The sequence below is a fragment of the Rhizobium sp. Root1204 genome, from assembly GCF_001424965.1.
In the GTDB taxonomy this organism is placed as follows: Bacteria; Pseudomonadota; Alphaproteobacteria; order Rhizobiales; family Rhizobiaceae; genus Pararhizobium.
In genome coordinates this window covers 507,699-531,697 of the sequence record NZ_LMCZ01000001.1, presented here as the reverse complement: position 1 = coordinate 531,697, position 23,999 = coordinate 507,699, and the positions used below count along the sequence as shown (strand labels likewise).

20 protein-coding genes are annotated in these 23,999 nt (G+C 61.3%); 16 read left to right on the top strand and 4 right to left on the bottom strand.

Features of this window, described 5'->3' with window-relative positions; genetic code table 11:
- Positions 1-3 precede the first annotated feature (3 nt).
- The 3 genes from ASC96_RS02580 to ASC96_RS02570 all read left to right on the top strand — a co-directional run bounded on the left by ASC96_RS02580 (position 4) and on the right by ASC96_RS02570 (position 4,184).
- Positions 4-1,950, top strand: a complete 1,947-nt coding sequence (locus ASC96_RS02580; RefSeq protein ID WP_060501009.1) for a MacB family efflux pump subunit — start codon at positions 4-6, stop codon at positions 1,948-1,950.
- 76 nt (positions 1,951-2,026) lie between these two features.
- The gene (locus tag ASC96_RS02575; RefSeq protein WP_060501007.1) at positions 2,027-2,494 is read left to right on the top strand and encodes a nucleoside deaminase; all 468 of its coding nucleotides are present in this window, start codon (positions 2,027-2,029) and stop codon (positions 2,492-2,494) included.
- 43 nt (positions 2,495-2,537) lie between these two features.
- The gene (locus ASC96_RS02570; protein ID WP_060501004.1) at positions 2,538-4,184 is read left to right on the top strand and encodes an alpha/beta-hydrolase family protein; all 1,647 of its coding nucleotides are present in this window, start codon (positions 2,538-2,540) and stop codon (positions 4,182-4,184) included.
- A gap of 36 nt (positions 4,185-4,220) precedes the next feature.
- Here the strand turns inward: ASC96_RS02570 and ASC96_RS02565 are convergent, their stop codons facing one another.
- Complete coding sequence (locus tag ASC96_RS02565) at positions 4,221-6,539, bottom strand: heavy metal translocating P-type ATPase (protein ID WP_060501002.1); 2,319 nt, start codon at positions 6,537-6,539, stop codon at positions 4,221-4,223.
- An 83-nt stretch (positions 6,540-6,622) separates the two neighbouring features.
- Here ASC96_RS02565 and ASC96_RS02560 point away from each other — a divergent pair, with 83 nt between their 5' ends.
- From ASC96_RS02560 to coaBC, 4 genes are all read left to right on the top strand, one after another.
- A complete protein-coding gene (locus ASC96_RS02560) occupies positions 6,623-7,045 on the top strand; it encodes a helix-turn-helix domain-containing protein (protein WP_060501001.1) in 423 nt (140 codons plus the stop codon).
- Between the two features lie 111 nt (positions 7,046-7,156).
- On the top strand, positions 7,157-7,717 hold the full coding sequence (locus ASC96_RS02555) for a biliverdin-producing heme oxygenase (protein ID WP_060511962.1): 561 nt from the start codon (positions 7,157-7,159) through the stop codon (positions 7,715-7,717).
- On the top strand, positions 7,704-10,262 hold the full coding sequence (locus ASC96_RS02550; RefSeq protein ID WP_060500997.1) for an HWE histidine kinase domain-containing protein: 2,559 nt from the start codon (positions 7,704-7,706) through the stop codon (positions 10,260-10,262). The genes ASC96_RS02555 and ASC96_RS02550 overlap by 14 nt, the downstream gene beginning before the upstream one ends.
- 101 nt (positions 10,263-10,363) lie before the next feature.
- Positions 10,364-11,569 (top strand): bifunctional phosphopantothenoylcysteine decarboxylase/phosphopantothenate--cysteine ligase CoaBC, encoded by a 1,206-nt coding sequence (coaBC, locus tag ASC96_RS02545; protein ID WP_060501427.1) that lies wholly within the window; start codon positions 10,364-10,366, stop codon positions 11,567-11,569.
- On the opposite strand, the gene ASC96_RS02540 is transcribed toward coaBC, so the two are convergent.
- Entirely contained in the window at positions 11,555-12,382 is an 828-nt protein-coding gene (locus tag ASC96_RS02540) for a class II glutamine amidotransferase (protein WP_060500995.1), read from the bottom strand. The genes coaBC and ASC96_RS02540 overlap by 15 nt on opposite strands.
- Positions 12,383-12,712: 330 nt before the next feature.
- Here ASC96_RS02540 and ASC96_RS02535 point away from each other — a divergent pair, with 330 nt between their 5' ends.
- The 9 genes from ASC96_RS02535 (at position 12,713) to ASC96_RS02495 (ending at position 22,388) form a co-directional block, all read left to right on the top strand.
- A complete protein-coding gene (locus ASC96_RS02535) occupies positions 12,713-13,576 on the top strand; it encodes a MurR/RpiR family transcriptional regulator (protein ID WP_060500993.1) in 864 nt (287 codons plus the stop codon).
- Between the two features lie 103 nt (positions 13,577-13,679).
- On the top strand, positions 13,680-15,611 hold the full coding sequence (gene iolC / locus ASC96_RS02530) for a 5-dehydro-2-deoxygluconokinase (RefSeq protein WP_082511901.1): 1,932 nt from the start codon (positions 13,680-13,682) through the stop codon (positions 15,609-15,611).
- Positions 15,612-15,829: 218 nt separating this feature from the next.
- Positions 15,830-17,680: a 3D-(3,5/4)-trihydroxycyclohexane-1,2-dione acylhydrolase (decyclizing) gene (iolD, locus tag ASC96_RS02525; RefSeq protein WP_060500991.1), complete on the top strand. Its 1,851-nt coding sequence runs from the start codon at positions 15,830-15,832 to the stop codon at positions 17,678-17,680.
- A gap of 74 nt (positions 17,681-17,754) precedes the next feature.
- Positions 17,755-18,672, top strand: coding sequence for a myo-inosose-2 dehydratase (iolE, locus tag ASC96_RS02520; RefSeq protein ID WP_060500989.1), 918 nt, complete (start codon positions 17,755-17,757; stop codon positions 18,670-18,672).
- A 174-nt stretch (positions 18,673-18,846) separates the two neighbouring features.
- Complete coding sequence (gene iolB, locus ASC96_RS02515; RefSeq protein ID WP_060500988.1) at positions 18,847-19,647, top strand: 5-deoxy-glucuronate isomerase; 801 nt, start codon at positions 18,847-18,849, stop codon at positions 19,645-19,647.
- Positions 19,648-19,683: 36 nt separating this feature from the next.
- Positions 19,684-20,088 (top strand): GFA family protein, encoded by a 405-nt coding sequence (locus tag ASC96_RS02510; protein ID WP_060500986.1) that lies wholly within the window; start codon positions 19,684-19,686, stop codon positions 20,086-20,088.
- A gap of 18 nt (positions 20,089-20,106) precedes the next feature.
- Positions 20,107-20,901: an AraC family transcriptional regulator gene (locus ASC96_RS02505; protein WP_060500984.1), complete on the top strand. Its 795-nt coding sequence runs from the start codon at positions 20,107-20,109 to the stop codon at positions 20,899-20,901.
- Between the two features lie 74 nt (positions 20,902-20,975).
- Positions 20,976-21,587 (top strand): LysE family translocator, encoded by a 612-nt coding sequence (locus tag ASC96_RS02500; protein ID WP_060500982.1) that lies wholly within the window; start codon positions 20,976-20,978, stop codon positions 21,585-21,587.
- A 126-nt stretch (positions 21,588-21,713) separates the two neighbouring features.
- Entirely contained in the window at positions 21,714-22,388 is a 675-nt protein-coding gene (locus ASC96_RS02495) for an HAD family hydrolase (RefSeq protein ID WP_060500980.1), read from the top strand.
- Positions 22,389-22,398: 10 nt separating this feature from the next.
- On the opposite strand, the gene ASC96_RS02490 is transcribed toward ASC96_RS02495, so the two are convergent.
- Both ASC96_RS02490 and ASC96_RS02485 read right to left on the bottom strand, forming a co-directional pair.
- Positions 22,399-22,755 (bottom strand): VOC family protein, encoded by a 357-nt coding sequence (locus ASC96_RS02490; RefSeq protein ID WP_060500978.1) that lies wholly within the window; start codon positions 22,753-22,755, stop codon positions 22,399-22,401.
- Positions 22,756-22,758: 3 nt separating this feature from the next.
- On the bottom strand, positions 22,759-23,802 hold the full coding sequence (locus ASC96_RS02485; RefSeq protein ID WP_060500975.1) for a 2-dehydropantoate 2-reductase: 1,044 nt from the start codon (positions 23,800-23,802) through the stop codon (positions 22,759-22,761).
- Positions 23,803-23,999 lie beyond the last annotated feature (197 nt).

Here is a 23,999-nt window from a genome sequence, read left to right as displayed (position 1 = left end):
CCGATGGCTCCGCTTATTTCGCTCAAGGACATCCGCAAGACCTTCGTCAATGGCGACGTGGCCGTCGAGGTGCTGCGCGGCGTCTCACTCGATATCCAGCCGGGCGAATTCGTCGCTATCGTCGGCGCGTCCGGTTCGGGCAAGTCGACGCTGATGAACATTCTCGGCTGTCTCGATACGCCGACCGGTGGCGAATATCTGCTCGAAGGCGAGGATGTTTCGGATTTGAACGCCGACGAGCTGGCGGCGAGGCGTCGCCAGCTGTTCGGTTTCGTCTTCCAGAGCTATAATCTGGTGCCGACCGCAACCGCGCAGGAAAATGTCGAAATCCCCGCCATCTATGCCGGCATGCCGTCGCGGGAGCGGGAGGAACGGGCCAGCATGCTGCTACGTTCGCTGCGTCTCGGAGACCGGCTCGATCATCTGCCCAATCAGCTGTCCGGCGGCCAGCAGCAGCGGGTGTCGATTGCCCGTGCGCTGATGAACGGCGGACAGATCATTCTCGCAGACGAGCCGACTGGCGCGCTCGACAGCCAGAGTGGCAAGGAAGTGATGGCGACGCTGCGGCAGATGAACGAGGACGGTCACACCGTCATCATCATTACGCACGCGCCCGAACTCGCCGAATCCGCCGATCGCGTCATCGAGATCAGCGACGGCCTGATCGTCGCAGACCGTATTCCCGGCAATGTCCGCCGCATCGGTCGCGCCAAGCCACAGCTTACGGCCCGAAAGGCCGGAAAAGCCGCCATCGTCACTGATGTGGCAGAAGCCGTGCGCATGTCGTTTAGGGCGCTCAGGGCCAATCTGTTTCGCACCATCCTCACTCTGCTGGGTATCGTCATCGGCGTCAGTTCCGTTGTCGCGATGCTGGCGATCGGCACGGGCGCGCAGGACTCGGTTCTGAGCCGCATCGCCGCCATGGGGTCTGATCTCCTGGTCGTGCGGCCCAACATGTCGAATTTCCGTGGCGGGGAAGGGGGCAGCATCGTCTCGCTGATCCCGTCGGATGCCGATGCCATTCTGGAACTGCCCAATATCAGCTTCGCGGTGCCGGAAATGTCGAGCACCTTGACGGTCAGGGCCGGCAATCTCGATACCCAGACGACGGTCAACGGCACGGTGCCGCAATTCCCAAAGGCCAAATCCTGGACCGTCGAGGATGGAGCATTCCTCGAAAAGACGGACATGGACGCCTATGCCACCGTCGCGGTGTTGGGCCGGACTGTCGCCGATGCGTTGTTTCCCGATGGCGCCGATCCGATCGGGCAGTACATTCTCATCAAGAACATCCCCTTCCAGGTGATTGGCGTGATGTCGAAGAAGGGGGCCAGTGCTGGTGGCAACGACCAGGACGATACGGTTCTGGTGCCGTTATCGACCGGCAACCTGCGCCTGTTCGGGGCAAGGAATGTCCGCTCCATCACCGTGCAGGTGAAGGACGGCAGCGCCATCAATGTCACGCAGGACCAGATCCAGGCGCTGCTGGACGAACGCCACAAGCGCCAGGACACGCAGATCATCAACATGGCCGCAATCCGCGAGACGTTCACAGAAACGTCTAACATTCTCAAGGTTTTCCTCGGCTCCATCGCTGCCATCTCACTGCTCGTCGGCGGCATCGGCGTCATGAACATCATGCTGGTCTCCGTCACAGAGCGTACCCGCGAAATCGGCATCCGCATGGCGACGGGGGCGAGGGGCCGCGACATCCTCACCCAGTTCATTGTCGAAGCGCTGGTGGTTTCGGCGCTCGGTGGTCTGATTGGCGTTGGGTTGGGGCTGAGCATCGGTGCTGTGGCTCAGGCTTTCGGCATTGCCGTCAGCTTCGCTCCCGGCCCGGTCATTCTCGCCTTCGGCAGCGCCTTCCTCACTGGGCTGATCTTCGGCTACCTGCCGGCCTACAACGCCTCGCGCCTGCAGCCTGCCGTAGCACTGGCCTCCACCTGATCAGCGTTCCATCTGCCAGCGGTTGACGCCGTGCGCCTGATCGTTTCCATTGGTGCAAAGGCTGAAGGAGGAAACCATGCCGGACGCAGATCGCTTCATGACCCAGGCCATCGCGCTTGCCCGCGATAATGTTCGCAAGGGTGGACGGCCGTTTGGTGCCGTGCTGGTCCTCGATGGAGAGGTGTTGGCGACCGGTGTCAACGGCGTGATGGAAACGCACGATCCGACGGCCCATGCCGAGCTGGTGGCGGTGCGTGCGGCGGCCATGAAGCGCGGCTCGGCCACTCTCAAGGGGGCTTCCGTCTATGCCAGCGGCCATCCATGCCCGATGTGCCTTGCCGCCATGCGGCTGGCCGGCATCACCGACATTTTCTACGCCTATTCGAATGAAGACGGTGCACCCTACGGCCTGACTTCGGCACCGCTCTATGCCGATCTGCGCAAACCGTTTGCGGATCAGCAGATGACGTTTTCCTATCTTCCGGTGCGGCCTGAGGGAGAGGCCGATATCTATGATTTCTGGCGGGAAATGCAGCAGGGATAAGCCCGCACGCGTTGACTGCGGCTGATCCAGCCAGAGGGGTGAGATGCAAAACTATCTGTTGCGTGTATGGGCATCACTGTCGCTACCGGGTTTGCTGATTGGCATCCTCTTCTTTGCGGTGTCGCTGACGCCGAGCCTCATTCCTCGGCCGTATGTGCTGCAGGGCGTGCTGTCCGGTTGTTCGCTGGCGGCCGGATATGGCCTCGGCGTGTTTGGACGTTGGCTCTGGCTCTATCTGGAGCTTCCTGCCTTGCCGCCAAAGATCGATCGTGTTGCCAAGGTTTTGGCAATTGCCGGGTGCGCCGGAATAGCGATCGCATTTCTCTGGCAGGCTGCCCGCTGGCAAAACTCCGTGCGCAGCCTGATGGGGCTCGATCCAGTGGAGACTGCCGAACCGGTCAAACTCGCGCTGATCGCCCTTTTCGTTTTCATCGTCCTGATTGCACTCGCTCGCCTGTTCCGGATGACGTTCGCCTTTCTCTCGCGTAGGTTCGAGCATGTGACCCCCAAGCCCATCGCCCGGCTGTTCGGCATCCTTCTGGCCGCCGCCCTGTTCTGGTCGATCGCCGATGGCTTGCTGCTTAAAGCCGGTTTGCGGCTTGCCGACTCCTCGTTTCGCGAACTGGATGCCCTGATCGACAGTGATCTGGCGCCGCCAGCGAATCCCTTGAAAACCGGCAGTGCCGCGTCGCTCGTTCCGTGGCATGATCTGGGTTTTCGTGGCCGCGAATTCGTCGCCTCCGGTCCGACGGCTGATAAGATCAGCGCCTTCCTGCACCAACCGGCATTGGAGCCGATCCGTGTCTATGTCGGCCTGAATGCAGCGAAAACCGCCAAGGAAAGGGCGGCGCTGGCGCTTGCCGAGCTCAAGCGGACCGGCGCCTTCGAGCGCGCGACGCTGATCGTCGTCGTGCCGACCGGCACCGGCTGGGTCGATCCGGCAGCCATGGATACGGTCGAATATCTGCAGCGCGGCGATGTGGCGAGTGTCGCTCTGCAATATTCCTACCTGACCAGCTGGCTGTCACTGCTGGTCGAGCCAAGCTATGGCGCCGAGGCAGGCGAGGCGCTGTTCAAGGCGGTCTATGGCTACTGGACGACACTTCCGAAGGACAAGCGACCCAAACTCTATCTGCATGGCCTCAGCCTCGGTGCCATGAATTCCGAGCGTTCGGCCGATCTCTTCGATGTGATCGGCGATCCCTTTCAGGGCGCGCTGTGGAGCGGTCCACCCTTCGAAACCGCCGGCTGGAAATCGGTGACCGCAGGCCGCGAGCCGGGGTCTCCGGCTTGGCTGCCACGCTTCCGCGACAGTTCCGTCATCCGCTTCACGGCCCAGAAGAATGCGCTGGATATTCCGGGCGCCAAATGGGGGCCGATGCGGATCGTCTATCTGCAATATGCGAGCGATCCGGTGACTTTCTTCGATCCGCATTCCTTCTACCGGGAACCGGACTGGATGAAGCAGCCGCGTGGCCCCGATGTCTCGCCCTATCTTGCCTGGTATCCGATCGTCACCATGCTGCAACTGGCGCTCGATATGGCGATGGCGACCACATCGCCGATGGGCTACGGGCATGTCTATGCTCCGGAGCACTACATCGATGCCTGGGTGGCTGTCACCGATCCTCAAGGGCTGGCGTCTGGTGATATCGAGCGGCTGAAGGAGATGGTTTCGAAGCGGGATTGAGAAACCGGCGGCATCGCTGCCGCCGGTCTTTGACTATCAAGCGCTGCGTACCGGCGCGAGCAGCCTGAGCGCGTTGATTGTCACCAGCACGGTGGCGCCGGTATCGGCCAGGATCGCCGGCCAGAGCCCGGTAATACCGGCGATGGTGGTCACCAGGAACACGGCTTTCAGGCCAAGCGCAATGGTGATGTTCTGGCGGATATTGCCCATCGTGCGTTTCGACAGGTCGATCATCTGCGCAACGTCCCCGACTCTGCCGTGCAGCACCGCGGCATCGGCGGTTTCGAGCGCCACGTCGGTGCCGCCGCCCATGGCGATGCCGATATCTGCCGCCGCCAGCGCCGGTGCATCGTTGATCCCGTCCCCGACCTTCGCGACGACAAACCCCTGCTGCTTGAGTTCGCCAACGATCCGCTGCTTGTCTTCCGGCATCAGTTCAGCGCGCACCTCGATGCCGAGCTGCTTGCCGATTGCGGTGGCCGTGCGCTTGTTGTCACCGGTTAGCATGACGATTTTTACGCCCGCATCCGTCAGAGCCTTGAGCCCGGATTTGGCGTCTGCGCGTGGCTCGTCGCGCATGGCGATCGCACCGGCCAGCGTCTCGCCGATGATCAGCACCGAGACGGTCTTGCCCTCGTCGTTGAGTGCAGTGATCTGTGCCGTCTGCTCAGCCGACAGCGCAATGCGGTCGCCGGCTGCCTGTGGCGAGCCGAGGAAGACGGCCTTGCCGTTGACCGTTGCCGTCACCCCCTTGCCGCCCAGTGCCTTGGCATCGGACACCGCCGGAATGGCAACCTTGTCGGCCGCGGCCCGGTCGAGGATTGCCTTGGCCAGAGGATGGCTGGAGCCGGTCTCAAGAGCCGCGGCAAAGGTCAGCACGTCCGGTTCCGAATGGCCGAAGGCGAGGATGTCCGTGACCTTCGGTTTGCCTTCCGTGAGCGTGCCGGTCTTGTCCAGCGCCACGGCATTGATCGTCCCCAGGGTCTCCAACACGGCGCCGCCCTTGAGCAGCAGGCCGCGGCGGGCACCGGCGGAAAGCGAGGCGGCGATGGCGGCGGGCGTCGAGATCACCAGGGCGCAAGGGCAACCGATCAGCAGGATGGCAAGACCCTTGTAGACCCATTCACCCCATGCGCCGCCCATGAACAGCGGCGGGATGACCGCAACGAGCGCTGCAACGACCACCACACCGGGCGTGTAGTAACGCGAGAACCGGTCGATGAAGCGTTCAGTCGGCGCCTTGGATTCCTGCGCCTCTTCGACCAGCTTGACGACGCGGGCGATGGTATTGTCGGCAGCCGTCGCCGTGACACGAACGCGCAATGCCGCATCGCCGTTGATCGTCCCGGCAAACACCTTTTCATCGACGCCCTTGCGCACCGGCGTGCTTTCGCCAGTCACCGGTGCCTCGTCGATCGCGCTTTCGCCGGACAGGATCACACCATCCGCAGAGATGCGGTCGCCGGGGCGCACCAGAATGGTGGCGCCGACGGCAAGGCTTTCGGCCGGAACAGACCGTGTCTGGCCGTTTTCCTCGAGCAATGCCTCCTTCGGCACCAATGCCGCCAGCGACTGGATGCTTTGACGCGCTTTCCCGGCGGCAACGCCTTCGAGAAGCTCACCGACGAGGAACAGGAAGACCACGGCTGCAGCCTCCTCGCCGGCATCGATGATGACGGCACCGATCGCCGCAATCGTCATCAGCATTTCGATCGAAAATGGCGTTCCGGCCATCGCGGCCATGATGGCGCGCCGGGCAATCGGGATGAGGCCGATCAGCATGGCAACGATAAAAGCATAGGATGCGATCGACGGCACCAGATGGCCGACAGCATAGGCGCTCACCAAAGCGGCGCCTGAAAAGATCGTCAGCTTGCCTTTCTTGCTGGCCCACCAGGGGCCGGTTGACGGGCCATGGTCATGCCCGTGCAGGCCTTCCATCGTGTCCTTGGCTGCGGGCTTCGAATGGTCGTGCCCCGCATGGCTGGCATGGTCGTGTCCGCTGTGATCGTGTTCCGCATGATCATGGCCGTCGTGGTCGCCATGCTTGGAATGATCGTGACCGGCATGGCTGTGATCGCCATGATCGTGGCCGCAGCAGGCTTGCTTTGCCTCGGCAACCGGCGTGGTTTTGCCGGCGATCTGCGAGACCGAGTAGCCCAGACCTGAGACCTTCTTGGCAATGGCTGTGAGGTCGCTGACCGCGTCATGCTTCACGGTCATGGTGCCTGCCGTCACCGAAACCGAGACATCCGAAACGCCCGGCATGCGCCGGACTGCGGTGTCGATCTTGGCCGCGCAGGAGGCGCAATCCATGCCCTCCACCCGGTATCGTGTCTGTGTTGCCTCTGCCATTGTCCGCTTCCTGTGAACGTTCTTGTCAAACTCTGGCATCTTTCCTACATCCTCTAGTGACTAGAGGTGCAAGAGGGAAAATCATGAAAAAGATCACGATTGGCGAGGCTGCGCGAAAAAGTGGCGTCAAGGTTCCCACCATCCGTTATTACGAGGGCATTGGCCTGTTGCGGGAGCCAAGCCGCAGCGACGGAAATCAGCGCTCCTATGAACAATCCGATCTCAATCGCCTGACCTTCATCCGCCATGCTCGTGAGCTGGGTTTCGAAGTGGAGGCGATCCGCGCGCTGCTCAGTCTGCAGGATAATCCGCTGCAATCCTGCGCGTCCGCTGATGCGATCGCCAAGGCCCGGTTGATCGAAGTCGAGCAACGCATTCGCAGCCTGATGGCGCTGAAGGCTGAGCTGGAAATGATGGTCGAGGGATGCGGCCACGGCCGTGTCGATCAATGCCGGGTGATCGAGGTGCTCGCTGATCACGCCCAATGCACCCATCACGGCCACTGATGCGGCTTTGAAAGATATTTGCAGGCGCCCCGGAACCTTTCGACTATTCATGCGTTTTGAGCGCTATCGATAGCTATATCCATTCCATTGTTACATATCCGGAAAACATAAATGCCAGATCGGTCCCGCCGAACACAATTGCGCGAAACGACGTCGCAAGCCCATGCCTCTCTCGACAATATGGTCGGCTCCTTTGATAGTCCCGATACCTACAGACATTACCTGCGGTGGATTTCGGCTTTCCGGGAGGCGGTCGAGGATAAACTAGCATCGGCAGTCTGGCCGGGGCACGGTGACAATTGGGATGTTGAGATGTTTTCGGGCTTGATTGCCGAGGATCTGAGAGACCTGAATGTGGCGCCTCAGCCACCGGTCAATGCTCCGGATATGGAGTTGAGCCGCGAGTCGCTTCTCGGCATGCTTTACGTGCTGGAAGGGTCGGCACTGGGCGCGCGTGTCCTTTACAAGCGTGCTCAGAGCCTTGGTTTTGATGCAGATTTCGGCGCGCGGCATCTGGCCGTCCAATCCCGTCGCAGCGATCGCTGGCCCGCCTTTCTCGCTATGCTCGAAAATGCGGATGCAATCGACATGGAGCAGGTCGCCAATGCCTCGCGGGCAACGTTTGCGACTGCCGAACAGGCATTTCGTCAGGCATCCCATGAACCCGCATGACATCAAAGTGGCTGAACCGGTCAACCTGACCAATTGCGATCGTGAGCCGATCCATACTCCCGGCAGCATTCAGCGGCATGGTTGCCTGATCGCGTGCGATGCGCGTGCGGCAACGATTCTCCGGCATTCCAGCAATGCCGGCGCCATGCTGGGCGTTCCCGGAGAGATCAATGGCCTGCCACTCGAAACGCTGATCGGCGCCCAGGCGACGCACACATTGCGCAACGCTCTGGCAACGTTGGGCGAGGGCGTGCGTCCGGCGCTGTTGCCCGGGATGAGTGTGCCGGGCGGCGTCTTCGATGTGTCTATCCACATTTTCCGCTCGACCGTCATCATCGAGTTCGAATCGGCCTCGGCGGGTCAACCTTTGCAGCTGGCGCGTGGCCTCATCGGCCGTATCAGCGACATTGCCGACATCGACACCCTGGTGCGCCAGTCGGCCCGGCTGATCCGTGGAATGCTGGAATATGATCGCGTGATGATCTATCGCTTCGAGCAGGATGGATCGGGCAAGGTTATGGCGGAAGCCAAGCGTGGCGATCTGGAGAGTTTTCTCGGTCAGTACTTCCCGGCTAGCGATATTCCCCAGCAGGCCCGCACCCTTTATTTGAAAAACACCATTCGCATCATCGGTGATGCCAGCGGCGAACGGGTTGGGATTGTGCCGGTCTTCGATGCATCGGGCGAAGCGCTGGATCTGTCGCTGGCGCATCTGCGCAGTGTGTCGCCGATCCACTGCGAATATCTGCGCAACATGGGGGTCGCGGCTTCCATGTCGATTTCCATCATCGTCGATGGCGCACTTTGGGGGTTGATCGCCTGCCATCACTACCAGCCGCGCATCCTGTCGATGGCGGAACGGGTGGCGGCCGAAATGTTCGGCGAATTTTTCTCGCTGCATCTGACCTCTCTGAGGCAGAAATCCAGGCTTGCCGCCGCCACGCGCGCCCGCGGCTCGCTCGATCGTTTCCTGCGCCTGGCCTCTCATCACGCCGATATCGGCCAGTTGCTGACGGAAAACCTGCTGGATTTCAGTACGTTGATGCCATGTGACGGGATCGGGCTCTGGATGAACGATACTTGGAACTCACAGGGTTCGGCACCTCCGGCGACTGCCATTGCTGCACTGTCTCGCCACGTCGGCACGCTCGCCGAAGGCCGCGTCTGGGCGACGCATGCCTTGTCGCAGAGCATGCCGGAAGCGGAGGATTTTTGTGCGCAGGCGGCTGGCGTGCTTGCCATCCCTCTGGCGCAGACAAAGCGAGACTATCTGTTCTTTTTCCGCAAGGAACTGGTTCAGACCCTGAATTGGGCCGGCAATCCGGAAAAGACCTATGCGACTGGACCTTTGGGTGACCGGCTGACGCCGCGCCAGAGTTTCGCCATCTGGAAGCAGACGGTTCATCGGCAGGCTCAGCCATGGACGGAGGCTGACCGGGAAATTGCTGAAGTCACACGCGCGGCCCTGGTCGAAATCGGACTGCGGCACAGCGAACTGATGGCGGAAGAGCGCAGCCGCGCCGATGTACGCCAGCGCATGCTCAATGAAGAGCTGAACCATCGGGTGAAAAACATTCTCGCCCTCATCAAGTCGCTGGTCGGTCAGCCGCTACAGGAAGGCCGGACGCTGAGCGATTACGTTGCATCGCTGAAAGGCCGCATTCAGGCACTCTCCTTCGCTCACGATCAGGTGGTGCGCGGCGATGGCGGCGGGCCTCTGATGGACCTTCTGAACGCGGAACTGACGCCCTACCGGCAGCCAGCCATATCGATCACCATCGGCGGCCCACCGGTCTTGCTCAACTCCCGCGCCTTCTCGGTGATGGCGCTTGTTCTGCATGAACTGTCCACCAATGCCGCTAAATATGGTGCCTTGTCGCGGCCTGGCGGCCGGCTGGATGTCTCCTGGTCCCTGACGGTGCATGGCGACTGCGATATCGCCTGGCGTGAAACCGCCGGTCCTCTCGTCTCCCCGCCCTCTCGCACCGGTTTCGGTTCGGCGCTGATCGATCGCAGCGTGCCCTACGACCTCGATGGCCGCAGTGAAGTAACCTACGCGCGTGAAGGTGTTGTGGCCCGCTTCCTGCTCCCGGCAAAGCATATTTCGTTTGCTGAACAGCCGTCCTATACAGCAGCGGGTCAGGCCGTTGACAATGAACCGGCGAAAGGGGCGCTGGCCGCAGATTTGAAGGTCATGCTGGTCGAGGACCAGATGCTGATTGCGCTCGACGTCGAAGGCATGCTCGGCGATCACGGTGTGTTCGATGTGATGACCTCTTCTTCGGCTGCCGATGCACTGAGCAGGCTGGTGGATTACACGCCGGATGTTGCGATTCTCGATGTCAATCTGGGGGAGGGGACTTCTCTTGCCGTGGCCCGCGAACTGGCGGAGCGTCATATTCCTTTCCTGTTTGCCACGGGTTATGGAAACAGCGAGATGATCCCGCTCGATTTTTCGTGGGTGCCGGTCGTTCGCAAGCCGTATGACAGTACGTCGCTGATTGCGACGATTGCAGCACTGTTGAAGGGTAGCAACAGCCGATGATCCGTGCCGGTACCGGTGATCTGATTGCCTCTCGACGGGCGGTCGGATAGGGTCCAGCCGGAAAGGCTGGGCATAACCGCCTGCCGAAATCGGAATTGGTCATGACGCTTCAGGGAAAACGTATTCTTCTCATCATTTCCGGCGGTATCGCGGCCTATAAGAGCCTCGACCTGATCCGCCGGTTGCGGGAGCGTGGCGCTTCCGTTCGTCCGGTGATGACGGTGGGAGCGCAGGCTTTCGTGACGCCGCTTGCCGTCGGTGCGCTGGCGGCAGACAAGGTGTTCACGGAGCTGTTTTCCCGCGAGGACGAGCAGGATGTCGGCCATATCCGGCTGGCCCGTGATTGCGACCTGATCATCATCGCGCCTGCAACAGCCGATCTGATGGCGAAGATGGCGAACGGCCTAGCCGACGATCTCGCATCGACCATTCTTTTGGCGACGGACAAGCCGGTGCTTGCCGCCCCCGCGATGAACCCGAAAATGTGGTCGCATGCCGCCACCCGCCGCAACCACGCGACGCTTGTTGCCGATGGCATCCGCTTCATCGGCCCGGCCGCTGGCGAAATGGCGGAAAGCGGCGAAAAGGGCGAAGGCCGGATGGCCGAGCCGCTGGAAATTGCCGCTGCCGCCGAGGCGCTGCTGGACACAGGCCCGAAGCCCTTGGCTGGTAAGAAAGCCATTGTTACATCCGGACCGACGCATGAACCGATCGATCCGGTGCGCTATATCGCCAATCGCTCGTCCGGCAAGCAGGGCCATGCCATCGCCGCTGAACTCGCCCGGCTCGGTGCCGATGTAACGCTGGTCTCGGGGCCAGTGACGATCCCGGATCCGAAGGGCGTAAAGGTCATCCATGTCGAGCGGGCCGAAGAAATGCGCGACGCGGTGATAGAGGCATTGCCATCCGATATTGCGGTGATGGTCGCGGCCGTCGCCGACTGGCGGGTGGCAAGCGCCTACGGCAACAAGATCAAAAAGCAGCCCGGCGAAGCGCCGCCACCGCTGCTGCTGACTGAAAATCCGGATATCCTGAAAACCATCGGCCATCACTCCAAGCGGCCTAAGCTGGTGGTCGGGTTTGCTGCGGAGACGCAGAATGTCGCCGAGAATGGCCGCTCGAAGCTGGAACGCAAGGGCGCGGACTATATCCTAGCCAATGACGTTTCACCCCATACCGGCATCATGGGCGGTGACCGCAACACGGTGAAGGTGATCGGTAAGACGGGCGATGAGGGTTGGCCGGAGATGGACAAGCAGTCCGTCGCCGTACGGCTCGGAAAATTGATTGCCTCATACTTTTCCTGACGCCATCCGTTCTATCCGGGGCGTATCCGAGGCGACACCTGCCGTTCCAAACAGGCGCACATCGACGCCATTTTCGCCGACGATGACGGCGGTGCCATCGGGGATTTCCACCCAGGCATTGTCATCGTCGTTCAGTGGTTCGGAGACGAGGCAATAGCCACCGCTCGGTCCCATCGGCGCCGCATAAAGCGTCGGCGCTTTCCAGTCGGACGCATAACGCACGGCATAGAGATTGTGGCCGTCGGAAAGGGCTGCCGTGAAGCGTACCAGTACCTTGCGTTCCAGATGCCCGGCCAGGCGTTCGACGAAGGCCAAGGTTTCGGCGATGGCACCAAGCGGATCCTGCTCAAGGCCGAATTGCAGCGCCAGCAGGAATAAAAGCTCGCTGTCGGTCGAGCCGGTTCGGGCCGTATAGAGATCATTGTCGAGCATCGCTTCCATCGGCCGGCGCAGGGCTTCGAAGTCGCCGATCTGGCCGTTGTGCATGAAGGACCAGCGGCCATGCACGAAGGGATGGCAATTGTCACGCCGTGTTCCGCCACCGGTCGCAGCCCGCACATGGGCGAGAAACAGCGGCGAGCGGATCTGCCGGGCAATGCTCTTCAGATTGCAATCCGACCAGGCGGGCAGGATATCGCGATAACGTCCGGGTTCCGGATGGTCTCCGTACCAGGCAATGCCGAAGCCATCACCATTGGTCGCCGTCTTGGCGCGGGTGGCGCAATGGGATTGTTCGATGAGCGAGTGGGCCGGCGACGACACCAGTTCTTCCAGATAGAGCGGTTCTCCGCGATAGGCTGCCCAGCGGCACATGCAGAATACTCCGGATCGCGGGGATGGCCCGCCTTGATGGTTCGTTAACCATGATGATTGGCGATCATCCGGCCAAACATGGTAAAAATACGTTAACGAACAGGCTCGTTTCCGCATCTTGCCGGTCAATCTACCATTTTTGGGCGTTGCGGCTGTTTCTTCGGGAACGCTGGCCGGGAAACCATTCCAGCGCCGCGAAACATGCTGGGTGGCCATGGGCGGCGCGAAAACAGTAAGAAAAATACAAATCTGGAATGTATGTTCTATTCTTGCGAGGAAAGTTTGCATAAGGTCCTGACGACAGCGCAAAGCAGGAAGAGACCGGAATCTATGGCCGAAACAGAAAACAACATTGCCATTCCGCAGGATTTCGACAGTCTCAAGACCATCATCCTCGAGCGCAAGGCCCAACTGCCGAAGCGCCTGCGTCAGGTTGCAGCTTATGCCCTCGACAATCCCGATGAGATCGCCTTCGGTACGGCAGCCAGCATCGCCACATCGGCCGATGTTCAGCCTTCGACACTGGTACGCTTTGCCCAGCATTTCGGTTTCGAAGGCTTCTCCAGCCTGCAGCAGATCTTTCGCGCACGCTTGCGCGAGCGCACGCCCGGCTATGACGAACGCTTGAAGGCGCTGAGTGGCAACGACCACAGCAAGCTGGAAAGCGGCTCGATCTTCAACGGGTTTGTGGCTGCGGCCCATCGCTCGCTGGACAATATCGCCAGCTCCGTCGAGCCCGAGGCATTCGAGCGTGCCGTCAATATCCTGGCCGGTGCCGAGACGATCTATCTGGTCGCTAAGCGGCGCTCCTATCCAATCTCCGGTTATATGGCCTATGCCTTCGGCAAGCTGAAGGTCAAATATCAGATGGTCGGCACGGCAGCCGGGATCGATGACGATATTCTGGCAATGGCAGGACCGCAGGATGCAGCGTTTGCCGTCAGCTTTTCGCCCTATGCGTCCGAAAGCGTCAATCAGGCCAAGCTGCTTGCCAATCGCAAAGTCCCGGTAGTGTCCCTGACCGATTCAGCATTCTCCCCGCTCGCAGAATCCTCGAAAGTCTGGTTCGAACTCGTCGAAGCTGATCATGCCGGGTTTCGTTCGCTTTCGGCTAGCATGGCTTTTGCCATGGCCTTGACGGTAGCGATTGCCGAAAAACGGCGGCGGGTCAGCGAAGATCATTTAATAGAATGAAAATTCCACGTTGACTAAATGGCGGAATTTATGTTTCATAAAGGCGACACCCCACCAGCCAAAAAAATGTCGGCGCGACGCAAGCGCCCGCCGGGAGGAAGCAGTGAGTCAGATCAACGGGACGCAGGCAGACAAGCCGCTCGACCTCATCACCATCGGCCGTGCTTCGGTCGATCTCTATGGCCAGCAGATCGGAACGCGGCTGGAAGACGTCGCCAGCTTTGCCAAGTCCGTTGGTGGCTGCCCCACCAATATTTCGGTCGGCACTGCGCGCCTTGGTCTGAAGTCGGCGCTTCTGACCCGCGTCGGTAAAGAACAGATGGGCCGCTTCATCCGCGAGCAGTTGGAGCGCGAGGGTGTCGAGACCAAGGGCATCGTTACTGATCCCGAACGCCTGACGGCGCTGGCCATTCTGGCGGTCGAAAATGAACATTCCTTCCCGCTGCTGTTCTATCGCGACAACTGCGCCGACAGCGCGCTGTGCGAGGACGATGTTTCCGAAGAGTTCATCCGCTCCGCCCGTGCCATCCTCGTCACCGGCACCCATTTCGCCAAGCCGCACACGGATGCCGCCCAGCGCAAGGCGATCCGCATTGCCAAGGCAAGCGGCGCCAAGGTGGTGTTCGATATCGACTACCGGCCCAACCTCTGGGGCCTTGCCGGCCATGACGCCGGGGACAATCGCTATATCGCCTCCGAAAAGGTCTCCGCGCATCTGAAGACCGTACTGGCCGATTGCGACCTGATCGTCGGCACCGAAGAGGAAGTTCTCATCGCGTCCGGCGATAGTGACCTTCTGGCAGCGCTGAAGACCATCCGCGCCAATTCCAGGGCGACGATCGTCCTGAAGCGCGGCCCGATGGGCTGCATCGTCTATGACGGGCCGATCTCGGACAATCTCGAAGACGGTATCGTCGGCAAGGGCTTCCCGATCGAAGTTTATAACGTGCTCGGTGCCGGTGATGCTTTCATGTCCGGCTTCCTGCGTGGTTGGCTGAAGGGCGAGCCGCATGCCACCTCCGCGACCTGGGCCAATGCCTGCGGCGCGTTTGCCGTGTCGCGTCTTCTTTGTGCGCCGGAAATCCCCACCTGGACCGAGCTGCAGTTCTTCCTGGAAAACGGCAGCAAGGAAAAGGCGTTGCGCAAGGACGAGGCGATCAACCACATTCACTGGGCAACCACCCGCCGCCGCGACATCCCGCAACTGATGGCGCTCGCTATCGATCACCGCAGCCAACTGGAAGATCTGGCCGGTGGCGACGCCGGGCTTCTGGCCCGTATCCCGGCCTTCAAGGTTCTGGCCGTCAAGGCTGCCGAGCGCATCGCCAATGGCCGCCCCGGCTTCGGTATGCTGATCGACGACAAGTACGGCCGCGACGCACTCTATGCCGTCAACAAGAACTTCTGGATCGGCAAGCCGATCGAACTTCCGGGCTCGCGGCCGCTGCAGTTCGAGTTCAGCCAGGATCTCGGTAGCCGGCTTATCGATTGGCCGGTTGACCACTGCATCAAGGTTCTGAGCTTCTTCCATCCGGACGATCCGGCGGAGATGAAGGCGACCCAGATCGCCAAGCTGCGCTCTGCCTTTGAGGCTGCCCGCAAGGTCGGCCGTGAAATCCTGATCGAGATCATCGCGGGCAAGCACGGCACGCTGGACGACAACACGATCCCTCGGGCGCTGAGCGAGCTCTACGATGCTGGTCTGAAGCCGGATTGGTGGAAGCTTGAGCCGCAGGCAAGCCGCGCCGCTTGGGCAGCGATCGATGCCGTCATCGAAAAGCGCGATCCGCTCTGCCGGGGTGTTGTCCTGCTCGGCCTGGAAGCACCCTATGAAGCGCTGAAGGAAGGTTTTGCCGCTGCTCGCACGTCAAAGACAGTCAAGGGCTTTGCTGTCGGCCGGACGATCTTCGCCGAGGCAAGCAAGGCTTGGCTGGCTGGCGAGATCGATGATGAACAGGCAATCGCCGACATGGCGGGCAGGTTCGAGGCGCTGGTCAATCTCTGGCTTGGTTTGGCGGAAACAAAGGCGGCTTGAGGGTTCGGCATCTACCTTCTCCCCGCTTGCGGGGAGAAGGTGGCCGACAGGCCGGATGAGGGGCCGACGCCCCGGCTTCGCTAGGATGAGAGTTTGCCCCTCACCCTAGCCCTCTCCCCGCAAGCGGGGAGAGGGGACGACAGAGCTAGCGGGGGGTGTTACCCCGAAAGAGACAAAGAAAAAAGAAATATGTCGGATCATGTCCGCAGGAGGAAACGATGAGCCAGAAAACCGTTCGCCTGACCATGGCGCAAGCCGTCGCGCGGTTTCTCACCAAGCAGATGACCGTGATCGATGGTGAGAAGACCCCCATCTTCGGTGGGGTCTTCGCCATTTTTGGTCATGGCAACGTCGCCGGTATCGGTGAGGCGCTGCATGGCATCAAGGACACGTTGCCGACCTATCGCGCCCAGAACGAGCAGGGCATGGCCAATGCTGCGATCGCGTTTGCCAAGGCAAGCTTCCGCCGCCGCTTCATGGCCTGTACCACCTCGATTGGCCCCGGTGCGCTCAACATGGTGACATCGGCTGCACTCGCACATGTAAACCGTCTGCCGGTCCTGCTTCTGCCCGGTGATGTCTTTGCCAATCGCCGCCCCGACCCGGTCCTGCAGCAGATCGAGGATTTTGGCGACGGTGCGATGACCGTCAACGATTGCTTCCGCCCTGTCTCGCGTTATTTCGACCGCATCACGAGGCCGGAACAGATCATTCCGGCGCTGCGGCGTGCCATGCAGGTGCTGACTGATCCGGCCGATTGCGGACCTGTCACCCTGTCGCTCTGCCAGGATGTACAGGCGGAAGCCTATGATTATCCGGAAAGCTTCTTCGACGAAAAAGTCTGGACCACCCGCCGCCTGCATCCGGATGCTGACGAACTGGCGCATGCGATTACGGCGCTGAAGGCCGCCAAAAAGCCGGTGATCATTTCCGGTGGCGGCGTGCTCTATTCCGAAGCCAGCAAGACGCTTGCCGCCTTCGCTGAAAGACACGGCATTCCCGTTGTTGAAACCCAGGCCGGAAAGTCGTCGTTGCCGCACAGCCACCCGCTCAACATGGGTTCGGTCGGCGTCACCGGCACATCGGCTTCCAACCAGATGGCCGAGGATGCGGACGTCGTTCTCGCCGTCGGTTCGCGTCTGCAGGACTTTACCACCGGCTCCTGGTCGCTGTTCAAGAACGACAATTTGAAGATCATCGGCCTCAACACGCAGGCCTTCGATGCTGCAAAGCATGAAGCCCTGCCACTGGTCTCCGACGCCCGCGTTGGTCTCGATGCGCTCAGTGCCGGATTGGGTTCGCACAAGGTCGATGCCGCCTGGACAAAGAAGGCAACGGACGGCAAGGCCGAATGGCTGAAGGCCGCCGATAAGGCAACCGCCACCACCAATGCAGCACTGCCATCCGACGCTCAGGTCATCGGCGCCGTCCAGCGCGCCCGCAAGGAAAATACCACGCTCGTCTGCGCCGCCGGCGGGCTGCCCGGCGAACTGCACAAGCTCTGGCAGGCGGAAGCGCCCGGCAGCTACCACATGGAATACGGCTTCTCGACCATGGGCTACGAAGTGGCCGGCGGTCTCGGCGTCAAGCTCGCCAAGCCCGACAGCGATGTCATCGTCATGGTCGGCGATGGCAGCTACATGATGCTGAATGCCGAGATCGCCTCGTCGATCATGCTCGGCGCCAAGATCACCATCGTGCTGCTCGACAATGCCGGTTACGGCTGCATCAACCGGCTGCAGATGGCGACCGGCGGTGCCAACTTCAACAACCTTTTGCGCGACACCCATCACGTCACGCTGCCGGCCATCGATTTTGCTGGCCATGCGGCTGCCATGGGCGCGCTCACCCGCAAGGTCGCCTCGATCAGCGAGCTGGAAATCGCGCTGAAGGAAACCGCCGGCGAGAACCGCACCACCGTCATCGTCATCGATACCGATCCGCTGATCACCACGGATGAAGGTGGCCATTGGTGGGATGTGGCGGTGCCGGAAGTATCCGAGCGCTCGAAGGTCAACGAGGCCCGCAAGGGGTATGAAAAAGCGCTCGCCGCCCAGCGCATCGGTTAAGCCTCACACATTTGCCAGATCATTTCGGGAAGCCCGCCATGGGCTTCCCGAACGCCGTCTCAAGGAGAATTTGCATGAAAGCCAAACTCGGCATGTCGCCCATCGCCTGGTGGAATGACGACCTTCCTGAACTCAGCGACGACGTGTCGCTCGAAGAATGCCTGCGCCAGTCGCGCGGTGCGGGCTTCACCGGCATGGAGCAGGGCCGCCGTTTTCCCAACAACCCGAAAGACATGCTACCGATCCTGCGCGCCGCTGACGTGACCTTGTGCGGCGGCTGGTTCTCCGGCACGCTGGTCAACGAGGAACTCGCGGCCAACAAGGACCGCATCGCGCCGATGATCGAGCTGTTCAAGGCCGTCAACGCGCCGTGCATCGTCTATGGCGAAGTCGGCCGCTCTATCCAAGGTGATCGCTCAAAGCCGCTCGCCACAAAGCCGCGCCTTGGCGATGACGAGACGAAGGCCTATGCGCGCCGCGTCACTGAGTTTGGCGAATGGTGCGCCGATCAGGGCATGCCGCTTTCCTATCATCATCACATGGCCGCTGTCGTGGAAACCGAGCCGGAACTCGACGCATTCATGAAAAACTCGGGCGAAGGCATTCCACTGCTCTTGGACGCCGGCCATCTGGCTTTCGCCGGTGGCGACGTGCTGCGCGCCATCGATAACCACCATGCCCGCATCAACCACGTGCATGTGAAGGATATCCGTCAGTCCGTCGTGGACGGTCTTGACCGCAGCAAGCAATCCTTCCTCGATGCAGTTGCTCTCGGCGCCTTTACCGTTCCGGGCGACGGCTCACTGGATTTCGGCGCTATCGTCAAGCGTTTCGCCGATTATGGCTATGAAGGCTGGTTCGTGGTCGAGGCCGAGCAGGATCCGCGCAAGTCGCCGCCGCAGAAGATGGCGGAGATTGGCTATGCCGAATTGATGCGCGTCATGACCGCTGCAGGCTACACGGTGGAAACCGAAGGTTTCCCCAAGGGATAATACTCTTTGGGAAGGGCTGAACCCCTCGCCAGATGTGTGCAGTCCACCAGCCCGCTTGCCGGGAACGAACCCTCCTCTCCCGTTGCGGGAGAGGATACGAAGGCCGGATGAGCCCTTGGCCGAAATTGGTGAGGGTTGATCCAAGCCAGATGAAAGCAATAGGAGAACAGCATCATGCCGAACCTGCTCGTAAAACCCAAGGGCGATCAAGGCCGCGTAACCCATGTGACGCCGGAGAGTGCAGGCTGGACCTATGTCGGCTTCGATGTGCACAGGGTGAAGGCCGGCGAGACGGTCAGCGCACCGGCCAGTGACCGCGAGTCGTGCCTCGTCTGGATCAGCGGCAAGAGCGAGACCAGTGTCGATGGCCAGGATTTCGGCGTGGTGGGCGAACGTATGAGCCCTTTTGAGGGTGCGCCGCATGCGCTCTACGTTGCACCCGGCTCGGCATGGCAGATGAAGGCCGTCACCGATCTCGAACTTGCAGTTTGTTCCGCACCGGGCGGCGGTGATTTCAAGACCAAGCTCATTCCTCCCGGCACCCACCCGCTGCTTCATCGCGGCAAGGGATCGAACACGCGCCATGTCACCAACATCATGCCGGAAGACGACAATTCCGCCCATTCGCTGCTGGTGGTCGAGGTGATCACGCCGAACGGCAATACGTCCTCCTATCCGTCGCACAAACACGACCAGGATAACCTGCCGGACGAGAGCTTCCTGGAGGAAACCTATTACCACCGGCTGAACCCGCCGCAGGGCTTTGCGTTCCAGCGCGTCTACACGGACGACCGTTCGCTGGACGAAGCCATGGCGGTCGAAAATGGCGATGTCACGCTGGTGCCGAAGGGCTACCACCCCTGCGCCACGATCCATGGTTATGATCTCTACTACCTCAACGTCATGGCTGGTCCGTCGCGCATCTGGAAATTCAACAATGCCAAGGAACATGCCTGGCTGTTAACCGGCGCCTGATGCGCTAGTTTCCTTCCTCAGCAGGGAGGAACTGAGATGCATATCGACGGACACTGTCATTGCGGCGCGATCCGCTACGAGGCGGAGATTGATCCCGGCGCGGTTGGGATCTGCCATTGTACCGATTGCCAGCATCTCACGGGGTCGGCCTATCGGGTCACTGTTTCGGTGCCTCGGCGTAATTTCCGCATTACGGCGGGTGAGCCGAAAACCTACACAAAGACCGGCGACAACGGCCGGACGCGTTTCCAGATGTTCTGTGGCAATTGCGGCTCGCCGGTCTATACGACGGGAACCGATGAGGACGCTGACGAGATCGGCGTTCGCTGGGGCAATATCACTCAGCGCCGCGCGCTTGCGCCAAGGCATCAGATCTGGTGTTCTTCGGCGATTAACTGGTTTGGCGAGCGCGATGCGCTACCAGGTCAGGAGCGCGGCTAGGCGCGGAGGACCGACGAGATGAAACCTGGCCAATTCCGGATGCGGAAATGTGCGATCGAAGGTGTCGAGGCCGTTGAAGCCGAAACGGCGCACAGCTTCGGCCGCCATACGCATGACCAGTACGGCATCGGCGTCATACTCCACGGCGCCCAGAAGTCAGCCAGCGGCCGCGGCCCGGTCGAGGCTGGCGCCGGGGATATGATCACGGTCAATCCCGGCGAAGTGCACGACGGCCATCCGATTGGCGGGGAAGGGCGTTCATGGCGGATGCTCTATTTTGATCCGGCCTTGATTGCCCAAGCCGTCCTGGATATCGGCGAAGGCCGGCCAGAGGAATTTGAGTTCACACAGCCGGTGATAAACGGCAATCATGCCGCCCAACACCTCCTGCCTGTCTATACGGCAATGACGCAGGCCCGCGAAACACTGGCGCCGGAAACGGGCCTTCTCCTGCTGGTGGCATCGCTGATGGATCGCCAGCGTGCCTCCCGTTTCGTGCCGCCGTCCATCCGCCGGGCAAAGGCCTTGCTGGATGACGATCCAACGGCTGCCACAACGCTGGCCGACCTTGCCGCCGCAAGCGGACTTAGCCGTTTTCAGGTGGTGCGCGCCTTCTCGCAGGCAACCGGCATGACGCCGCATGCCTATCTGGTCCAGTGCCGCATCAAAACCGTGCGGCGGATGATCGCCAGGGGCACGCCGCTCGCCGACGCCGCCTTTGCCGGCGGGTTCGCGGATCAGAGCCATATGACGCGGGCCTTCGTCCGCGCCTTTGGCATCACGCCGGGAGCCTACGCGCTGGCGCATAGCTGACGTTCTGCAATTTCGTTCAAGACTGAAGGGCCGCCGATCCGCTTATCTTCGGCTTTCCTTGAACGGAGCCTGCCGTGACCCTCGAATATCTGCTGACATCCATTATCATCATCCTGTTGCCCGGCACGGGCGTTCTCTACACGCTGGCAACCGGGCTCAATTCCGGCGCGCGCGCCAGCATTCTCGCCGCCTTCGGCTGCACGCTCGGCATCCTGCCGCATATCGTTGCCAGTATCGCCGGGCTGGCGGCCCTGCTGCACACCAGCGCCCTGGCGTTTGAAGTGATCAAATATCTCGGTGCCGCCTATCTGCTCTACATGGCCTGGACCGTGCTGCGCGATGCCGACAGCCTGCAGGTGACGGAGGAAGCCCAGCCCACCCGGCCCGGCAAGATCATCGGAACGGCGATCCTGCTCAACAGCCTCAATCCGAAACTGTCGCTGTTCTTTCTGGCCTTCCTGCCGCAATTCGTGCCGGATGGCACCGCGTCACCCACCCTGTTCATGCTGTGGCTCGCCACCGTTTTCATGGTGCTGACCTTCGTCGTCTTCGTATTCTACGGTGTCTTTGCCGCCGCAGCGCGACGCTATGTCATCTCCCGGCCAGACGTCACCATCTGGCTGCGCCGTGGTTTTGCCGGCGCCTTCGGGTTGATGGGGTTGAAGCTGGCCCTGTCGGCGCGGTAAGGCTGATGAAGAAAACGCTCCAGAGGCGATATCCGTTTGATCTAACGGGAAAATCCCTTTATTTGAACGGGGTCGCCGCACGGTCAAAGAGTTGCGGCTCGCCAGACATTCAAAGGAGCCTGCCTCGTGTCTTCAGCGTCCTCGCCGGTATTCGGCAAGAAATACTCCGCCTTCCTCTTCGACATGGATGGAACGCTTCTAAGCTCCATCGAAGCTGCCGAACGGGTGTGGGGAAAGTGGGCTGAAAGCCACGGCCTCGATGTCGCGACCTTCCTGCCGACCATGCACGGCAAGCGCGGCGTCGATACGATCCGCCAGCTCGGCCTGCCGGGTGTGGATCCGGAAGCAGAATCGGCCATCATCTGCCAGGGCGAGATCGAGGATATCGAGGGCGTGAAGCCTTTGCCGGGCGCAATCGAGTTTCTGAAAAGCCTGCCGCCGGAGCGCTGGGCAATCGTTACCTCGTCGCCGCGTGAACTCGCCAAGGTGCGCATCGCCGCCGCCGGTCTGCCGGAGCCGAAGTTCATCGTCATTGCCGAGGATGTGTCGCGCGGCAAGCCAAGCCCGGAATGCTACCTGCTCGGCGCCAAGCGCGTTGGTTTCGATGCCAAGGATTGCCTCGTGTTCGAAGATGTGGCGGCTGGCGTCATCGCCGGTGAATCGGCCGGCTCCGATGTCATGGTGATTACCGCCACGCACACGCATCCTTTCGAAACCGCGCACCAGACGATCCCGGGCTATATCGGCATCGAGGTCTCGGTCGATGAAAACGGCGATCTGACGCTGACGGATCGCCGCTGATCAGCCATCGTCAACGGTCTCCGTGCGCGAGAATGTTGACGATCGTGCCGAAGGGGTCGCGGACGTAGAAGCGCCGCACGCCCCACGGTTCGTTGGTGATGTCATAAACGATTTCCAGGCCCAGCTGTTGGGCCTTGGAATACACGGTATCAACATCGTCCACCTCGATCGATAGCTGCGGCACCGGCGTACCGGAGCCGCCCTGGCTTGCGATGGAAACCTGCACCGCGGCCTGCTTCGCGGAAGCAAACGTTGTGATCCAGCCATGATCCATCACGAGATCGAGGCCCAGCAGTTCTCCATAAAACGCACGCCCGGCCTGCGGGTCGGCTGCCTCGATATTGGCGACGATGCGAAGAACGGCCATGGTTCAGCCCCCCGCCGTGCGGGCCTTGGCAATGGACTCATCGAGTTGCGAAATCAGTGACAGCAGAATGTCATTCGCCGGCGTCGGCACATCGGCCATACGTCCCAGGAGAGTAATGGCGCGGGTGAGCGGCGTAATTTCCATCGGCCGCCCCTGCTCGAGATCCTGCAACATCGAGGTCTTGGCATTGCCGAGACCACGGCCATGCTCCATCTTCTCCTCCACCGTCTCGCTCACCCGGCAGCCAAGCCGTGCCGCCACAGCATGCACCTCCGTCATGACCTGCTTCACCAGATCGACGGCGGGACCATCCATGATTTCCGTGATACGCCCCCTCGTCAGCGCGCTGATCGGATTGAACGCCGCGTTGCCGAGAAATTTCAGCCAGATTTCGTCGCGGATACGGTCCGTCGTCTTGATCGTCCAGCCGCTGGCCTGCAGCAGACCGGCGATTGCTGCCAGTTCCGCCGACATCGTGCCTGAAGGCTCGCCGAGGTGCAGCAGGCCGCCGCTGGTCAGCCGGATATGGCCGGGCTCCAGCATCTGTGCGCCCTGATAGATCACGCCGCCGATGACGCGTTCCGGGCCGATCCGTTGCCAGACCAGACCACCCGGATCGAGCGACTCCACCTGCCGGCCTTCGAGGCCGCTCGTCCTGTCACCGTGGAAATACCACCACGGAATGCCGTTCTGGATCATCACCACGCGGCCATCGGGTTTCAGCAAGCGGGCAATATCTTCGCTGGCCGAGGTCAGTTGATGCCCTTTGAGCGTGACGATCACCAAATCCTGCGGTCCAAGGTCGCTGGCCGTGTCGGTCGCGGCAAATTTCGCGACCAGCGGCTCGCTCTTGCCAGGTTCGTGCAGGTGCAGGCCATCATCCCGGATCGCCTGCAGATGAGCGCCGCGCGCGATGGCCGTGATCGTCGCGCCTTCAAGCAAGGGAGAGGAGGCAAGCCGGGCAGCCAGCGCGCCGCCGATGGCGCCGGCGCCGAAAACACAGATGTTGCGGAACCGGCCCGGCTTGCTTGTTTCAGTCTCGTCCATGCCATTCCTCCGGGTGTTTCCGTGATGGATATCATTAGTAGCAATGGGTAAAGCATGGGGCCAGCAGCGAAATCCGCCCACTGGCGAAAAGTGATCGGAAGCCCATGTCGATCGGAAGGCGAATGCGCACGAACAGGTCGCTTCCAAGCGTCGACAGGGTGGAAAGTGGCCGCTAAGCTCCGGCCACCCCCTCTCTT